We start from the raw sequence: 14,675 nt of genomic DNA on the forward strand, positions 1-14,675 counted from the left end.
CGGCAGGCTGTGTCATGGTTTGATTATACCATGATTGCCCTGCCCTACATGCGAAACTTTGATGACAGTACAGGTCTATTTTTCCAAGCGGGCGAGGATCTGCTTCATTTCGGCAATCTCCCGCTCCTGGGCTTCGATAATGTCCTGCGCCAACCGTTTTACCTCCGGGTCTTTCAAATCGGCGTTTTTGCTTACCAGAATAGCAATGGAATGGTGCGGGATCATGGATTGCATAAACCGTTTGTCGTCAATGAATACCTGATTCCTGACCCCAAACAGCGCAGCCCCAAACAGAAGAACACTCCCAGCAATGATGGCCGCGTTCATGCGGGCGTCCTGGTACATCGAGCGCATGAATAACAGCATGACGATGGCCATTGTCGTAATCATGAGCGTGGTCATGTACAGGCGATTGGTACTCAAATACAGATGATCGGCCCGCTCCGTGTTCAGGTACATGGTGATGTGCATAATGATGAACGATACCGCCAGCATCAGAAAGAATTTCTGATAATGACCTTTTTGCATCTTCATATTGCCGTGCATTTTTTCCGAAGTTTCCATAACGCTTTCAATTTTGGTTTGATTGCTCTTACTGCTGAAACGCCCGGAAAGTGGGAACTGTTTTCTGTAAAAAATATAAGCTGAAATTGCTACCGGAAAAGCGAAGAACTGTTTTGCCCGGATCGCTGCGCCTGGAGCATGGCATTTAAATCGTGGTGCGGGGCAAATGCCTCGCCCCGGGGCAACAGCATTGCCCCGAACTCCGCCTTGAATCTGTCTGTACCCTGCTGGCCCGCTTTGTCGTTGTCGAGATACGTTTTCACGGCCTTGTAGTTCTGGCTGCGGATGTGGGCAACGGTTCGATGAAAAGAAGAAAGCGAGTGCATGATGATGCAATCGTCGGGGGATTCCTGCACCCCGTTTAAAACCAGGAATGAAAGGAAATCCGTCATGCCCTCGAAAACGTGCGCCGTGCTGCGGCCCGCTGCCGTGCCGGGAATGATGGTAATGTCGCGGGCATTCAAAGCCGATTTGAAATTGTGGCGGCTTGATGCCGCCCGGATTTCGTACCCTCCGGCCTGATTCTCCATGCCAAAGGCGAAATACTCCTTGCCGTTGTTACGATAGCGAACCAGGCGCAAATATCGCTGCGCCAGGTCTGCCGGAATGTGGCGTTCTTCGGTCAGGTATTTGAGAATGACAAAATGGCGCAAGGGCTGAACGTCGATCAGTTCGAGCTGACGATCTGCTGAAAAATTTTCGACCGCTTCGCGGTGGGCTTGCTGTTGAAAAGAAAAAAGATCGGGGCGGGTCTGCGGCCTAAGGGTTGGACTGCTGAATAAACCAGGCTGAAACATCTCGTCCAGGTAGGCCAATGCGTCTTTGATGCTGGTTAGATTCTGCTGGCGCATGACAAAATCAATGACGGTGCCGCCTTTGTCTCCGAAATCATTCCATATCCATTTACCGCCAATGAACGAGGTGTGAAACGATGGCTCGGTTTCTTCGCGGAAGGGGGAACGATACCACAACTCATAACCGCCTTTTGTTTCGCGCACGGGTGCATGGCCCAGCTTGGCGAGTAGATCAGGCAATGAGAGTTTTTTAGCTTGCTCCGAATTCATCGAAATATGTTCATTTGTTTTTCGACCCCAACTTCGCCCCTCTTTTTCTTCTCACCAGCAAAAGAAAAATTTGGCGATTTAGGGGAGTTTTCCACTGAGCTAGGATCAACCATTAATAGTAAGTTTTTTTATTTAATAGTTACTATAATAGGTTGTCCTACCAAGTTACGGTTGTTGTCCTACCAAGTTACGGTGGATAATCGCTATTTTCTCCTACCAAGTTACGGTGGATAACTGCATTCAAGTGCCTGTTATACAGCACTTATCAACATGGCTCCTACCAAGTTACGGTAACCTTGTGACCAAATTACGGTATAATAAATTGCTGTTTCTTCTGAATCGGTGCGGGGCTTTTCTCAAACGTCCACCCTTGCCCGTCGCAACTGAATTTTGCATCGGTATAGGCAACTCGCACGAGTCCGGCGGTATGTCTCATTTTCGCTTTGAAATTATCCATGCGCTCAATGTCGCCCCCAAAGATTTCTTTCATGATTGGCCAGGTCAGAAACAGAGGTTTTTTCAAACTGTGCAGGCGATACGCCAGGAAGCTGTAAAAGTCGATGGCGCGGGCATTGCCGGAAAGGATGCGGAGATGCTCAAGCGCAAGTGGCAATGGGTGTTTTTGTAGCTCTTCCCAATAGTCTAGGCTTAGGTGAATATGTCTCTTCCAAAGTAGAAGCTGACCAGGTTGCGACTGTGGAAATAAATCGAACCCTTTCACAATAGGTATATTCGCTTGAAGGCTGCTCCCGTCTGCTTGCCGGTAGCTGACGCTGATAATGGACGATGCTAAACGGGCGATCTGGTTGCGCGCCTGGTTGATCTGATTTCCCCCATCAGTCAAACCCATTTTTTGCAAAAACTTGGGGAGCGTGTCGGCCTCGATGTCAATTTTATTGCTGCCTTGTTGCAACGCTAAAGCGTTGATGACGCCTAATAACAAACGAGCTTTTGGCCCGAAGGGAACACCCAAAAATTGATCTTCTCCAGTTAGCGGATTCTCGACGGAAATTTGCTTTATCCTTAACGAGAAATCCCCGCTGGTGTGTTTCCAGCTTTCTGTAGGAGCTAGTTTTGCATCGCGTCGGGGGAAATACACATGAGCCAAAGCAACAGGCATGTACAAGTGCTGCCGCTCCTCTCTGGGCGTCTCAAAGCTTTCCATAACAAGCCGCATTCGGCTTTGGACATAGCGAGAGGGTTTATTTTTTTCGGGTTGATCGCTCATTGGTCTTATACCTGTTTTTATACTGAATTTTATATTATTCTCTATACTGTATTCAGTATTAAAAACTGTATTTTGCGCCTTCCTTTTTTAGCTTCTCCTGTACGGCCTCTATGATCCAATCATGTAATGATACATGTGAGCGGGTGGGTCTTCCCTTGCGTAGCTGGTTGATTTCATCACGCTCTTTCACCAACAGTTTTACGGTAATCCCTATTTTCGCTTCGGGGTCGGACTGCTCCGATACACGCCCTCGTGTGGCTCGTGGGCCTGTGCTGTTGACAATGGATTTCCCGCCCTTGTTAATAAAGGCATCTGCCAAACGCTCAACGTGCTTGTCTGGCTTTTCCGTGGCCGTGGCCGTTCTGGAATCATCCGCTTTGGGTCTGCGTGCGAGCTTTGCCATATCGTTACTTCTTTTTCAGTTCATCAGAAATTTTAACCATTAGCTGTCGGAACTCGACCGCTGCCTTATCATCAGCAACTTTCAATTCGATCACTCCTAATCCGCTAGCTGCGGCAGTTGAAAACGCTTTCCGGTAGCCCAATGGAGCATCAATGAAAATGACCTGCTTGCTCTCCGAGAGCATTTCTGCGGCATCGCTATTTTCATCTCCTCGCGCATCGGCCCGGTTGAGAAACACAAATGCTTTCAGCGTCTCATTTACCGTCCTGGCTTCATCAATCAATTTATCAACGCGCTCCAATGTCCATATATCGAACGAGCGCGGGACGAATGGAACCAGGTAGACATTTGAGATAGTGAGAGCAGCCCTTTGGCTGTCTGTGTCCCGCCCTCCCGTATCAATAACAATATCTTGGAACTTCTCTTTGAACTTGGGCACCTCGCGCCGTATGGATGAGCCGGTTTGCTTCATCACTGCATAGGTTGCTTGCGTTCCCTCGCGTTCCTCCCGTAAGGTCGTGAAGTCATAAGCGGTTTCCTGATCGTCAGCGTCAATCAGCAAAACGTCACGGCCCTGCTGGGCAAGGTAGATTGCAAGATTTGTTGCGACGGTACTTTTACCGCAACCGCCTTTTACTCCTCCAACGGTGTAAATCATTGGTTATCCTGTTACTATGATGAATGTTCAGTTGCGTTTTTAATACTGAATTTTATACAAAGTAAAGTATTATTCAATATACTGTTTTAAATACTGTTTGACGATTATTCTACTCATCCATTCAATTCTATTTTTGGCAATCTCTCCAGCGGGGGGTGGCTAGCCTCGATCCGTTTCAATAAAGCGTGTACAGTGCGAATGTGCCAGCCTTGGGCGGTGCTTCGGTATGTCGGCACCTGTCGGCGGTTCAACTCGTCACGCATGGCCCGGATCGTGGTTATGCCCTGGTGTTGTATTTCCTGCACCGTTGGCCGCATTTTCTCCGCGAACTCGTCGGCGGCTTCGCGCTCTTTATGGCACTGCACTTCCTTTCCGTGCTTACCCAACTGCACCCCGCGCCGGATGGCCGCTTGTAGTGCGTCCTTCGTGCGGGTGCTGATTTGTTTCCGCTCGTGTTGGGCAAATGCAGCCAATAGGTGAATCATCAGTTCGTCGGCATAGGGATTGTCCACGGCCTTAAACTGCACCTTGCTTTCCATCAGATTCGCAATGAATGCGACGTTGCGGCCCAATCGGTCGAGCTTGGCAATGATGAGTGTGGCTTTCTCTTTCTTGCATTGGGCGAGTGCTGCCAATAACTGCGGGCGTTGGTTTTTTCGTCCGCTCTCGATCTCGGTAAAGTGTGCCGTGACCTGGTAGCCCTGCCGATCAGCGAACAGGCGCACGGCTTCTTGCTGGGCTTCCAGGCCCAAACCGCTTTTGCCCTGGCGGTCGGTTGAAACGCGATAATAGGCGATGGCTTTCATATAAAATTTCTATCTTTGTTTATGCCACCTTAAGAGTAAGGCTGTTTATTTTCAGAGTTTTACGGACAACTTTTTTAATCTTAAACAAACAACTACTATGGGCATCAAACCAGGGCCAAAGCCCAACAAACCAGACGGTACGCCGGATCAAAGAAGACGGGTCACTCCTGAAAGCCAACCGAAGCACCCCACTTTAAAGCCACATAAGCATAAGCCGGGTGATTAGTAGCGATCACACTACTCATTTTGGGATGTAAGAACCCCTGCACCGATCTTTCGAGAGAGGTGCGGGGGTTCTTACTTTTAGAAGGCAATATAGTCGTATTTCGTTCACAAGCAAACGTCCATTTGCTTGTGAACAAAGGAGGTAAAAGCATTGGATAACAGCTCCCTAGTTTAGCTATTCTACTATCTAGGGATTTGTTTCCCTGATTTATTTATTTTCGGACCAGTTTTAGGTCCATTTTGATTTGATGGGACGAAATCTCCAGAAGAAGCTCCGCCACGTCCCCGACCTCCTAAGATAGCAGTTATAACTGCCACGATAGAATTAATCATATCATGAACATTTTGAGTATAAATACTAACCTCTTTAAATTAAAATTATTTTTCCACAACACCTAAGGAATAAACTATTTTTTGTTACCTTTAGAAGGCTACTATTTCTTAGTTCAATATTTTCATTGTCTATTATTCCCGGTAAACAGAGAGCTTGAAGAGGGATTTGTGATGGCATCGAGCATACCAAAAGACAAAGATTTTTGGTGTACAATATTTGATCCGCATTAGTCATAAATGTATCTATGACTATATTAGTAAGGGCATGGCATAAATCAACAAAATCTCATATTATGGAAGAGTCGCCTAAATGTATACATTGCGAATCAGACAGATTCATGGTTTTGGAGTACGAAACATCTGAAAAGAGGGTATGGCATTGCAAGAATTGTCTTACAAAAACTACCAAGGTCACAACATGGGGCAAGGCTAAACCATTTGTTGGTCCAGCTTTGTCTATTTTTGGGATCCTGACAGGTATATATGTAGGCGATAAATTGGACGACTAACTAGCTTAACATGAAATGCGCTAAAGCAGCCTGCAATGGTGAACCACTTAAAGAAATCGAGTTAGAAAATACATGGACAGTGAAGAAATACATTTGTCCCAAATGTGATCATGTTTATGTTGTTTCTACAAAGATTGGTAAAGTAAGTCAAGTTGCTCCTATTGTAACAGGAACAGCTATTGTAGCCAGTATACTGAATGGCATATTTGGCGATGGTCATCATTCAGATGACATTTCTGCTTAATGTTAATACCCGATAAACACAATTGCCTAATAATGAGACAATTGTGAATACTAACAATTATTACGCTTAACTTTTATTCAGAAACTAAACTTTTGAATATATGGGACCTTTTATCAAAAGAGTTATTTATGTTGCTAAACAGAATGCCCACCATCTCGAATGGGCTGCAAAAGCTGTTGGGGGAGGATTCCTTGCAAAGGAAGGAATAGACTGGCACGATAGAGTAAAGAAAAAACTTGCCGAAAAAAATGTTCCTCATGGGGAGACCAACTCCTTGGATAGGGTTCCCCCTGGTCATTCATCTGTTCATATTGATGATAGTGGCTACGATAGATACCATCATCATTAAGTTTCATTAAATAGCAATGCCGAATCAAAATGCTTTGGTTTTGATTCGGCATTGCTATTTAATGAAACTAGCGAGCGTTTCCTGTTATACAACAGGGGAACAATCAAAAATTCCTAATTCATTATTTTTGTGTTCTGGATCAACAATTAGTTTATAAAATGTATCATTCAGCATTCTCTTAAATCTGCAATAATCATTTAATTTTAACGACTTAGCATTATTATGGTCACCTTGCCAATACCATTTTGTATTATCGCAAAACTCCCACCAATCGCAGTTAGTATTCTCACATTGTAAAGAGGGGTAATTTCGGCCAGATAAATTTTCTACAACATCAAAAATCTTTTCATAGTAGTTATCTATCGTAATTTTGTACGAGTTCTCTAAATCAAGCGAAAATATATATGGGTCCGATCCTCTATAATTTAGCTCAGGAGAGACACTATGAAAAAGATTAAGTTGAGTTATGCCATAGTACTTTTTATACACCGCTTCCAAATTACTTTCTAAAGCTGTCCATTCAAACTCCTTGATTGGTTGATATACATCATAATTTACTTCAGCAATAGCCGGAATGTAGCCCAAGTTTTCATAAAACCAGTCACAAATAAAAAGCAAATCTTTGAAATTGCTATTGGGCACAACGCATACGCCCGCAATTATTGGTAAATCCTCATTATGGAGACGTCTTATTTTCTCTATAATCTTCTTTGGATCTGGTGCTCCTTTGTCTGGGTTTATAGGATTTTCAACCGAAACAAAAACATGGCTGACAGAATTGACTTTTGCCTTATCAACCCATTTTTGATCTAAAGATTTACCAACGGATAAGATAAAAGGTTTTATACCTGTAATTTTGTAACCATGATTAGAATAATCAAAAAGCCTATCTCCCATTACTAAAGCTTCCCCACCTGAAAACCTGTAACTCAACTCTCCTTCTATTTTTTCCTTCCAATAACGTAGAAAGTGCATGTATGCATCAAACTGTGAGAAAGGGATATCATAGGCTACCTTTTTCCTGTCTCTGGTTGCGAAGAAGTGACAATAGCTACATGTAGCATTGCACCTACCTGTAACTTCTACACTGGCGGTAAATAAGCGTTTGCGCTCTTCACGACCATATCGACTACCTGGCAACCGGTCATTTATGGTAAGTATATCTTCCATAATTAATTTGAAAAAGATTGTGGAGAATATCTCCACAATCTGTTGAGACTTTGCACTAAGTGGTAACGTCAGTTGAATAAGCTAACGTACGAACAGTCTGTTCGTGCTCAATTCTGCTCTTCGATACAGCAGAGAGCAAGTTCACAGCTTTTGTCTTTTGTTTTACCGTGACATTTTTCATGATTAGATAAATTTAATTTTAAATTAAAAAGTGGACCTAAATCAACTAAACACGGAGTAGAAGTACTTACATTCAATAATAAAAAAAATATGCATGAAAAACAGTTTTTCATGCATATTTTTTTTATCAATTTTTAGCAGATTGTTTCGAAATATCTGAGTTTATCTTCCCAAACGTCAAATAATGGAATTAAGACAACCTAAGATCAGGATTATTCGATTTTGAATATATGCTATCATAGTTAAGAAGCTTTCGGTGCTAGCTATTCATTAGCATAATTTAATATGAACTAAACCGCATCTGTTATATCAAAGAAATCCCTTTTCCCAATTTTTATCTTTATAGGAAATTTTCCTGATAAGTTAATTTTGAGATCTATATCCTTCACTTTTTCAGCGTTAAAAGTAACTGCACCGCTCTGTATTAGGCGTCTAATTTGTGATTTACTTTCAGCAGGCTTTAGAAGCTTGCACAATTCGACAATAGTTACAATACTATCACTTTCAAGGCCTATATCTGTAATGTTCTTTTCAACGTACACCTTTTGCTCTAGGTTTCTACTTTGAAATTGATTAGCAAAATAGTCTTGCGCATTATTTGCCGCTTCAATGTTGTGGTATTGTTCTACTACGTTATGCGCTACTATTTTTTTAATAATTATAGGATTCTCGTTTTGCTGTAATCGATTTATTAATCCTTTTCTTTCTCTCAAAGAAAAGTTAGTAACTAAATTAATATAGTCTAATAGAAGGCTGTCAGGTATGGACATAATTTTACCAAACATTTCATTTGGATTATCAGTAAGTCCGATATAATTATTTTCTGACTTACTCATTTTTGCAGAGCCATCGATACCCTTAAGTAAAGGCATACAAATAACGCCTTGTCCTAATGACCCTTCTTGTTCTTGCAGCAATCTTCCTACTGTACAATTAAAGAGCTGATCTGTTCCTCCCATTTCAATATCAGCTTTTATTGCTACAGAATCTTGCCCTTGCAGTAAAGGATACATCAGCTCATGTAATGAAATTGGCAAGTTATTTTGAAAACGATTATTAAAATCAGTTCTTTGCATAATTTGCGCAACTGTCATCTGCGAAAGTAATTTAATAGTGTCTCGCAATGAAATTTTATCTAGCCATTCTGAATTATATTTAATCTCTATTTTAGAAATATCTAAAATTTTTGATAGTTGGTCTACGTAAGTAATAGCATTGAGTTGAACTTGTTCTTTAGTGAGGGGAGGTCTTGTTTTATTTTTACCAGTCGGATCTCCGATACAAGCAGTAAAGTCTCCAATAATGACGAATACCTTATGCCCAAAATCTTGAAATTGCTTTAATTTTTTAAGAACTACAGCATGGCCTAAATGTAAATCTGGAGCCGTCGGATCAAATCCAAGCTTAACAATTAATTGTCTGTTTTCTTTCTTAGCTAAAGTTAAACGTTCGCTTATGAAATTGTTAGGCATAACAATCTCAACGTTTTCTTCTAGAACTGTGACTTCCTGTTCAATATCAGTCATACTTACAATTTATTATGCAAACTTCTACTCAGCGAGCCGAAATAATAATTTTACACTGGTTAAACTACTAGGAGTGTAGGATTCCAAAAAACCCGCACGTTACTAGTATCTACTCTGCAACGGGCCTGCGCTAGGTCGTAATTCTCCTGGACCGTCAGCCAGAACTCCGGGGTCGTATTTGTAAAGGCTGCGGCTAGGCGAATAGCCATTTCAGGTGTCACACTCTGCTTGCCGTTGATGATGGCCGAAAGCGTTTTGCGGGTAGTACCTAACCCGTTGGCCACTTCCTGCACGGTAAATTTATGGCCGGTTTCCTCCCGTAGACCTTCAAGAGTTTCGCGAATTAATTCGCCCGGATGGGCAGGGTCAAAAAGTGCCATAATATCAAGCTCCTTTAGTGATAATCAATATAATCAACATCGTGGGCATTTTCTCCTTCAAACCGGAAGATGATCCGGTAGTTTCCCGATATTTTTACTGAGTAGAAGCCCTGTAAGTCACCGGTCAGAGAATGAAATTTATAACCTGGCTGATCCATCATTTGCGGGGTGGTGGCAGCATCCAGACGTGTCAGGATGGTTTTGATTTTCTGAACATGAGGTTGATGCAGCTTCGAGCGGTCGCCTTTTGTAGCGTACAATTCCAAACCTTTATGCCGGTAACTAACAATCATAACGCAATAGTAACGCGAAACGTGCCAAGTTGCAAGCGCTGACACATTTCATATTAACGTTAAACGGCTTGAGATATTCCCGGGGCCTCGTTTTCCCGTTCGGCAATAGCTTTCAATTTTGGGCTAATGCGCTCGATAGCACGGGCTAGGCTTGGGTTTTGCGCTTCGATGATCGGTAATACATCCGGGTTTTTCTCCACCTCCCGCGCTGTTTCCTGCACCATCTTTTCTTTCGAGCCGGAAACCGCACCCTTTGTAGATTCACCCGCCAGGAACATGCGGTAAAAACGCGCGTCAATCATCTGGTCGCGGTAATCCAGAAAAACGCCCCGCTCGGCCTGATGGCGTAGCCCGGTGTACATATTCAGCGCCATGACCGAAAATAGCAGCCACCAGGCCACCATATATTGCTGCTGACCCATGAACACCAGAGCCGCAATGAACACGACAAACGGCTCAATGAATCGTTCCGTGAAGGTGTCTTTATCGCGCAGCACGGGAAGCAGGCTCGGCAACCTCTCCTTGTCCGCGCCGGGCGTGACCAGGAAGATCAGCCGCACAATGTTATTCAAAACCAGATTCAGCAGAAACATGACCGCGCCCCCGATGGGCCGCAGCCAGGAGCGGCCCGCCGAATAGGAATGCACCGGGTTTCCGATAATGTCTTTCCACCACATATACAGAAAATGGGCGATACTGATGAGCACATACCATTTGATGACGGTGGGGAACGCGCTGGCCGTCGTGCTGCCGCTGCGGTTGCTCAACCAGGCCAGCGGATTGAACATGTTTATCATGTTCAGCAGCGAACCCGTCAGCGACCACAGGATCAGGATAATCAGCCCGCCGATAAAATTCATCCGGGTAAAATACCGCTCCCCGAAATCACGGCGCAAAAACACTTCGATAGGCACAGTCAACAGGCCCAACAGGTAATTCATCAAGCCCAGGCCGGGAATCATCCCGCCACAAACGGCTTCCCCTCCGGTTACGTCGCGCGGCTGGTTTCTCATGGTTTTAGTTGGTTAAAAATAGAGATTAGATAAGTGCGATCATTCGACCAAGTGCGGCCATTCTGAAAGACGATCCCCACCACCCGATGACGGTTTTCCGGCCCGCCTTTCAGGAGTTGGGTAAAAACCTGCGGGGCAACGTCATAATCAAAACTCTCCTGCTGCGATTCCCCGATATTGAGCGACTGACCGCCCAATGACTGCGACTGTCCTTGCCGGATGTGCCAGCTTTTGCCGATCACGTCGGCGGCATGGGTATTGGTCTCCGGATCGCTGTTGGCGTGCCAGATTTTGGTTTGCAGATTACCCACCAGGGAGTTGACCCGGTGGCGGCTTCCTTCTCCGCCCATTTCCGCGAAATAGTTGGGTAGGTTCTGCGTCAGATACACCGTACAGGCCCGCGAGCTGCGCGCGGTCGCCTGAAACTGCATGTCGTATTCGGTGGCGAAGTTCTGCGCTTCGTCCACCCATAGAAAAATCGGGCGGGGGTTCTCTTTCACGTCCCGTCGTTCGGCGGCTTGCTGCCAGATATATTTATACACGACCTGGGCGGCTCGGCCGGCACTGCCGAACTCTTTCACGGGCAGATTCATGACGATCACCACGCCCTCATGTGTGAGTTCAGGGAAAGCGATTTTATTAGGATCGTCGGGCGGCTCCGAAAACAACATGCGGAACGGTCGGCGCAAGAAATGATCCGTGGTGGTGGTGAACATCGAGACAATGCCGGATCGGGTGCGACTGCTGATGCTGGGATACTCATCGAGCCAATACCCCGCCGTGGTTTCTAAATCGTAGTCCGTCCACTTATCGAGCGTCTTGGTCTGGCACTCGGCCAGCAATTTGGCGCACAGACTCTTTTCCCACCATTCGGGGCTGTTACGCTCCTCGGTACTCTGCGGAGCGGATCGGACGATCTCGTGCATGAGCGGCACGGATACGGTGCCTCGGGCAATCAAACTCAGGTCGATGGCGTTCCGCATAAGTTGCTGCATGGCACCCGACCAATACGGATCGGCTCCGCTGCCGCTACTGCTGCGGCTCACCGCTTCGTAAACCGTCATGAACAGCCGCACCAGGTTTTCCGTATATCCGGCTCCCTCGCCCTCGCGGTTGACTTCATATTGCAGGAAGGGAAAGCGGTATTCTCCGCTGGCATCGAACACCAAAAGGCTATCGGTGCGTCCGGTCTCTTCGGCGTAACGTTGCCAGGTGGCCAGCTCGTCTTTCTTGGCGCATAACACCAGGCCACCGAATCCGGCCCGCAAATAAGCTTTGGCAAGGGCGGCTCCGCTGCCGCTGGTTTTGCCCGATCCGATGCCGCCAAAAATCTGCACGCCCTCGCATGCCTGGCGGATGGTGAAAGCGTCCGAACGGGTCAGTCCGTCGGCGTTGGTGAAGTGATAAAGGACTTCATCAAGGTTCGTAAAGTTCACGGCAGAGAGCGGGTATAATTCGCAATCTATCGTTTCATCCAATGTTCCAAAACGGGAAATTTCCCCAATTTTTTACGTGATTTTTCCCGTTTTTTCTCTCCCCTGTTGGTCGCAAATTGGCTCCTGTTTACAGTCCGTCCAGGAAGAGTTACGAAGTAACTCCTATACGCGCACTTATAAATTCTTCTGCCTATGCACGCCAATTTGCATATTAACGCCATCAGCCGATCCGGGGGCCGCTCGGCGGTCGGCGCTTCCGCGTACCGTTCCGGTTCGGCGGTTACTTCCCGCTCGGTGGTGGCCTGTGCTTCGTATCGCTCCGGCGAAGTGTTGAAGGATGAACGGTACGAAAAAACGCATGACTTCACCCGGAAAGAAAACGTCCTGCATTCGGAAATCATCACCCCCGAAGGTGCGCCCGACTGGATGAGCGACCGGGAAAAACTTTGGAATGCCGTAGAAGCGGGTGAAAAAAGAATTGATGCGCAGTTAGCCAAAGAAATCATCCTGACGCTGCCCCGGAATTTGGACTTGGAGCAACACAAAGAAGTGGTGCGGGATTTCGTGAAAGAGAATCTGACGAGCCGGGGCCTGGTCGCGGATTTTGCCATTCACAGCCCCGAAGCCTCCGACGGCGACCGCAACCCGCATGCGCATATCATGTTCACCCTGCGCCCGGTCGAAGATGACCATTTCGGCAAAAAACTAACGGGCCGCGTCGGTGGCATGGATGATAAAAAGGTGCTGGCTGACTTCCGGCAATCCTACGAGCGGATTTTAAACGACGCTTCCGAAAAAGCGGATTCCGAGGTTCATTTCGATCTGCGCAGTCTGAAAGAAAAAGGCATCGAGCGGCAACCTCAACCCAAGATCGGGCCGAAAGTTACCCACCTGGAAAAACGCGGCTACGAAACCGAATGGGGAAAAGAGGTGCGCCAGGTCATGCACGAAAACAACGCGCAAGCGGCCTATGCTGGCCACCTCCTGACGCATCAAATCAGCTACCATACGAGCCGCGCCGTGGATGCGGTGCGCGATGATGTAGCTTACAAATATTATGAAGCCGCCTATGGCGAAAATAACCACAAAGATTGGTATGGAAATGACGAACGAGACCGGGGCGGCATCGAGCGATAAAAACGAGATTCTCAAAAAATACACCCGCCAGCCTTACCCGGCTCTGGTGAAACCTGCGCCGAACGCGGAGCCGGATGAGACCGACGAAAACGAGGATGGGCGATACCGCGCCCTGGTGCAGCATATGGAGAAGCGGGGCAATGCCCCCAGGTTTCGCATAATTGACCGGAGAGGGCACATCTACGGGTGCGGGTATGCCTACCTACTGGGGTGGTTCTACACACCCCCTGAAACGCTCTCTATTCAAACCACGACGCATGTTTTCACCCTGACAGGGAAAGGGCTGGAAAAGATCGAGCAGTCCTTACTGCGGGAAAAGGTCAAGGAACTGCGGGAATTTCACCCTGGCCAGGATCAGGAGCCGGAACCGGGGCAACCCATCATTACCAACCTGACGATTTCCAGCCCGTTCGACAAATCGGCGGAATAGATCAGCGGTCTCGCTCCTGGTTCTGTGTGGGGGTGCTTTTCTCCTGCGCCTGGCTCGGCTCAGCGGCTTTGCCCTGCATCTCTGTCCGGGCCTGTTCGATTTTCTGCGCTCCTCGCTGCGGCTCCTGCTTCGATTGCTGGTTGGGAAAAACCGTTTCGTTAAGCTTCGGCTCGCTGGTGTTGGTCTGCTCGGCGCGCCGGGGCGGGGTCTGCGGCCCGTAGCTGTCGGCCTTGAGTTGGACATTGTTATCTTTCAGCGTCTGCACCGATTCTTTGAATGCGGCCTGCTCTTTGGCCGACGCCTGGCGCATGATCTCTTCGATTCGTTGGGATGCCATTAGAGGAAGTGTTTAGCTTCCTAAAATTGCTCATAAATCCCTACAAATCACAGTCTATCGGCGGGTATCCGTACTTGATGCAAAAGCTATTTATTTCCCGGATGCACTGCCGGGATGATTCCGGGATTTCGGCAAGCTGCCCCGTGGCGACTTGGTTCAGTAACCATGCGGCTTCTTTCCTGGCCACCCATACGGCTTCGGCTTCGGTTAATTCCCTGATAGGGGTGTCATCGTCGCGCACCGGGTAGGGAAACGGAACAATCTGTGCGGCAGGCTGTGTCATGGTTTGATTATACCATGATTGCCCTGCCCTACATGCGAAACTTTGATGACAGTACAGGTCTATTTTTCCAAGCGGGCGAGGATCTGCTTCATTTCGGCAATCTCCCG

18 protein-coding genes are annotated in these 14,675 nt (G+C 46.7%); 4 read left to right on the forward strand and 14 right to left on the reverse strand.

What is annotated here, in order from left to right:
- Nucleotides 1-75 precede the first annotated feature (75 nt).
- From ACO2Q8_RS29110 to ACO2Q8_RS29135, 6 genes are all read right to left on the reverse strand, one after another.
- A complete protein-coding gene (locus tag ACO2Q8_RS29110) occupies nt 76-564 on the reverse strand; it encodes a DUF305 domain-containing protein (RefSeq protein WP_423348430.1) in 489 nt (162 codons plus the stop codon).
- An 89-nt stretch (nt 565-653) separates the two neighbouring features.
- Nucleotides 654-1,628 (reverse strand): toprim domain-containing protein, encoded by a 975-nt coding sequence (locus ACO2Q8_RS29115; protein ID WP_423348431.1) that lies wholly within the window; start codon nt 1,626-1,628, stop codon nt 654-656.
- A gap of 307 nt (nt 1,629-1,935) precedes the next feature.
- Nucleotides 1,936-2,856 (reverse strand): replication protein RepA, encoded by a 921-nt coding sequence (locus tag ACO2Q8_RS29120; RefSeq protein WP_423348432.1) that lies wholly within the window; start codon nt 2,854-2,856, stop codon nt 1,936-1,938.
- Nucleotides 2,857-2,914: 58 nt separating this feature from the next.
- Complete coding sequence (locus tag ACO2Q8_RS29125; protein WP_423348433.1) at nt 2,915-3,259, reverse strand: hypothetical protein; 345 nt, start codon at nt 3,257-3,259, stop codon at nt 2,915-2,917.
- A gap of 4 nt (nt 3,260-3,263) precedes the next feature.
- Complete coding sequence (locus ACO2Q8_RS29130; protein ID WP_423348434.1) at nt 3,264-3,917, reverse strand: AAA family ATPase; 654 nt, start codon at nt 3,915-3,917, stop codon at nt 3,264-3,266.
- Between the two features lie 113 nt (nt 3,918-4,030).
- A complete protein-coding gene (locus ACO2Q8_RS29135; RefSeq protein WP_423348435.1) occupies nt 4,031-4,723 on the reverse strand; it encodes a recombinase family protein in 693 nt (230 codons plus the stop codon).
- A gap of 1,077 nt (nt 4,724-5,800) precedes the next feature.
- On the opposite strand from ACO2Q8_RS29135, the gene ACO2Q8_RS29140 reads away from it, so the two are divergent.
- Nucleotides 5,801-6,034: a hypothetical protein gene (locus ACO2Q8_RS29140; protein WP_423348436.1), complete on the forward strand. Its 234-nt coding sequence runs from the start codon at nt 5,801-5,803 to the stop codon at nt 6,032-6,034.
- A 100-nt stretch (nt 6,035-6,134) separates the two neighbouring features.
- Complete coding sequence (locus tag ACO2Q8_RS29145) at nt 6,135-6,383, forward strand: hypothetical protein (RefSeq protein WP_423348437.1); 249 nt, start codon at nt 6,135-6,137, stop codon at nt 6,381-6,383.
- An 84-nt stretch (nt 6,384-6,467) separates the two neighbouring features.
- On the opposite strand, the gene ACO2Q8_RS29150 is transcribed toward ACO2Q8_RS29145, so the two are convergent.
- The 6 genes from ACO2Q8_RS29150 to ACO2Q8_RS29175 all read right to left on the reverse strand — a co-directional run bounded on the left by ACO2Q8_RS29150 (nt 6,468) and on the right by ACO2Q8_RS29175 (nt 12,381).
- On the reverse strand, nt 6,468-7,553 hold the full coding sequence (locus ACO2Q8_RS29150) for a radical SAM protein (protein WP_423348438.1): 1,086 nt from the start codon (nt 7,551-7,553) through the stop codon (nt 6,468-6,470).
- 470 nt (nt 7,554-8,023) lie between these two features.
- On the reverse strand, nt 8,024-9,259 hold the full coding sequence (gene tyrS / locus ACO2Q8_RS29155; RefSeq protein ID WP_423348439.1) for a tyrosine--tRNA ligase: 1,236 nt from the start codon (nt 9,257-9,259) through the stop codon (nt 8,024-8,026).
- A gap of 59 nt (nt 9,260-9,318) precedes the next feature.
- Nucleotides 9,319-9,639: a HigA family addiction module antitoxin gene (locus ACO2Q8_RS29160; protein WP_423348440.1), complete on the reverse strand. Its 321-nt coding sequence runs from the start codon at nt 9,637-9,639 to the stop codon at nt 9,319-9,321.
- A 14-nt stretch (nt 9,640-9,653) separates the two neighbouring features.
- Nucleotides 9,654-9,932 (reverse strand): type II toxin-antitoxin system RelE/ParE family toxin, encoded by a 279-nt coding sequence (locus ACO2Q8_RS29165; protein ID WP_423348441.1) that lies wholly within the window; start codon nt 9,930-9,932, stop codon nt 9,654-9,656.
- A 59-nt stretch (nt 9,933-9,991) separates the two neighbouring features.
- Nucleotides 9,992-10,945, reverse strand: a complete 954-nt coding sequence (locus ACO2Q8_RS29170; RefSeq protein ID WP_423348442.1) for a hypothetical protein — start codon at nt 10,943-10,945, stop codon at nt 9,992-9,994.
- Nucleotides 10,942-12,381 (reverse strand): type IV secretory system conjugative DNA transfer family protein, encoded by a 1,440-nt coding sequence (locus ACO2Q8_RS29175; RefSeq protein ID WP_423348443.1) that lies wholly within the window; start codon nt 12,379-12,381, stop codon nt 10,942-10,944. Before ACO2Q8_RS29175 ends, ACO2Q8_RS29170 begins: the two co-directional genes overlap by 4 nt.
- A gap of 192 nt (nt 12,382-12,573) precedes the next feature.
- Here ACO2Q8_RS29175 and mobQ point away from each other — a divergent pair, with 192 nt between their 5' ends.
- Nucleotides 12,574-13,518: a MobQ family relaxase gene (gene mobQ / locus ACO2Q8_RS29180; protein WP_423348444.1), complete on the forward strand. Its 945-nt coding sequence runs from the start codon at nt 12,574-12,576 to the stop codon at nt 13,516-13,518.
- Nucleotides 13,484-13,948 (forward strand): hypothetical protein, encoded by a 465-nt coding sequence (locus ACO2Q8_RS29185; RefSeq protein ID WP_423348445.1) that lies wholly within the window; start codon nt 13,484-13,486, stop codon nt 13,946-13,948. The genes mobQ and ACO2Q8_RS29185 overlap by 35 nt, the downstream gene beginning before the upstream one ends.
- 1 nt (nt 13,949) lies before the next feature.
- Here ACO2Q8_RS29185 and ACO2Q8_RS29190 read toward each other — a convergent pair whose 3' ends face one another.
- Together ACO2Q8_RS29190 and ACO2Q8_RS29195 are read right to left on the reverse strand one after the other, a co-directional pair.
- Complete coding sequence (locus ACO2Q8_RS29190; protein WP_423348446.1) at nt 13,950-14,285, reverse strand: hypothetical protein; 336 nt, start codon at nt 14,283-14,285, stop codon at nt 13,950-13,952.
- A 40-nt stretch (nt 14,286-14,325) separates the two neighbouring features.
- The gene (locus tag ACO2Q8_RS29195) at nt 14,326-14,568 is read right to left on the reverse strand and encodes a hypothetical protein (RefSeq protein WP_423348447.1); all 243 of its coding nucleotides are present in this window, start codon (nt 14,566-14,568) and stop codon (nt 14,326-14,328) included.
- Between the last annotated feature and the right edge of the window lie 107 nt (nt 14,569-14,675).

The organism is Larkinella sp. VNQ87 (assembly GCF_049445795.1).
GTDB lineage: Bacteria > Bacteroidota > Bacteroidia > Cytophagales > Spirosomataceae > Larkinella.

Coding starts and splice junctions, on each gene's coding strand:
- tyrS (WP_423348439.1), bottom strand. CDS start 9,259: ATGACTGATATTGAACAGGAAGTCACAGTTCTAGAAGAAAACGTTGAG.
- ACO2Q8_RS29135 (WP_423348435.1), bottom strand. CDS start 4,723: ATGAAAGCCATCGCCTATTATCGCGTTTCAACCGACCGCCAGGGCAAA.
- ACO2Q8_RS29110 (WP_423348430.1), bottom strand. CDS start 564: ATGGAAACTTCGGAAAAAATGCACGGCAATATGAAGATGCAAAAAGGT.
- ACO2Q8_RS29160 (WP_423348440.1), bottom strand. CDS start 9,639: ATGGCACTTTTTGACCCTGCCCATCCGGGCGAATTAATTCGCGAAACT.
- ACO2Q8_RS29125 (WP_423348433.1), bottom strand. CDS start 3,259: ATGGCAAAGCTCGCACGCAGACCCAAAGCGGATGATTCCAGAACGGCC.
- ACO2Q8_RS29145 (WP_423348437.1), top strand. CDS start 6,135: ATGGGACCTTTTATCAAAAGAGTTATTTATGTTGCTAAACAGAATGCC.
- ACO2Q8_RS29185 (WP_423348445.1), top strand. CDS start 13,484: ATGACGAACGAGACCGGGGCGGCATCGAGCGATAAAAACGAGATTCTC.
- ACO2Q8_RS29150 (WP_423348438.1), bottom strand. CDS start 7,553: ATGGAAGATATACTTACCATAAATGACCGGTTGCCAGGTAGTCGATAT.
- ACO2Q8_RS29170 (WP_423348442.1), bottom strand. CDS start 10,945: ATGAGAAACCAGCCGCGCGACGTAACCGGAGGGGAAGCCGTTTGTGGC.
- ACO2Q8_RS29140 (WP_423348436.1), top strand. CDS start 5,801: ATGAAATGCGCTAAAGCAGCCTGCAATGGTGAACCACTTAAAGAAATC.
- ACO2Q8_RS29195 (WP_423348447.1), bottom strand. CDS start 14,568: ATGACACAGCCTGCCGCACAGATTGTTCCGTTTCCCTACCCGGTGCGC.
- ACO2Q8_RS29130 (WP_423348434.1), bottom strand. CDS start 3,917: ATGATTTACACCGTTGGAGGAGTAAAAGGCGGTTGCGGTAAAAGTACC.
- ACO2Q8_RS29165 (WP_423348441.1), bottom strand. CDS start 9,932: ATGATTGTTAGTTACCGGCATAAAGGTTTGGAATTGTACGCTACAAAA.
- ACO2Q8_RS29120 (WP_423348432.1), bottom strand. CDS start 2,856: ATGAGCGATCAACCCGAAAAAAATAAACCCTCTCGCTATGTCCAAAGC.
- ACO2Q8_RS29190 (WP_423348446.1), bottom strand. CDS start 14,285: ATGGCATCCCAACGAATCGAAGAGATCATGCGCCAGGCGTCGGCCAAA.
- ACO2Q8_RS29115 (WP_423348431.1), bottom strand. CDS start 1,628: ATGAATTCGGAGCAAGCTAAAAAACTCTCATTGCCTGATCTACTCGCC.
- mobQ (WP_423348444.1), top strand. CDS start 12,574: ATGCACGCCAATTTGCATATTAACGCCATCAGCCGATCCGGGGGCCGC.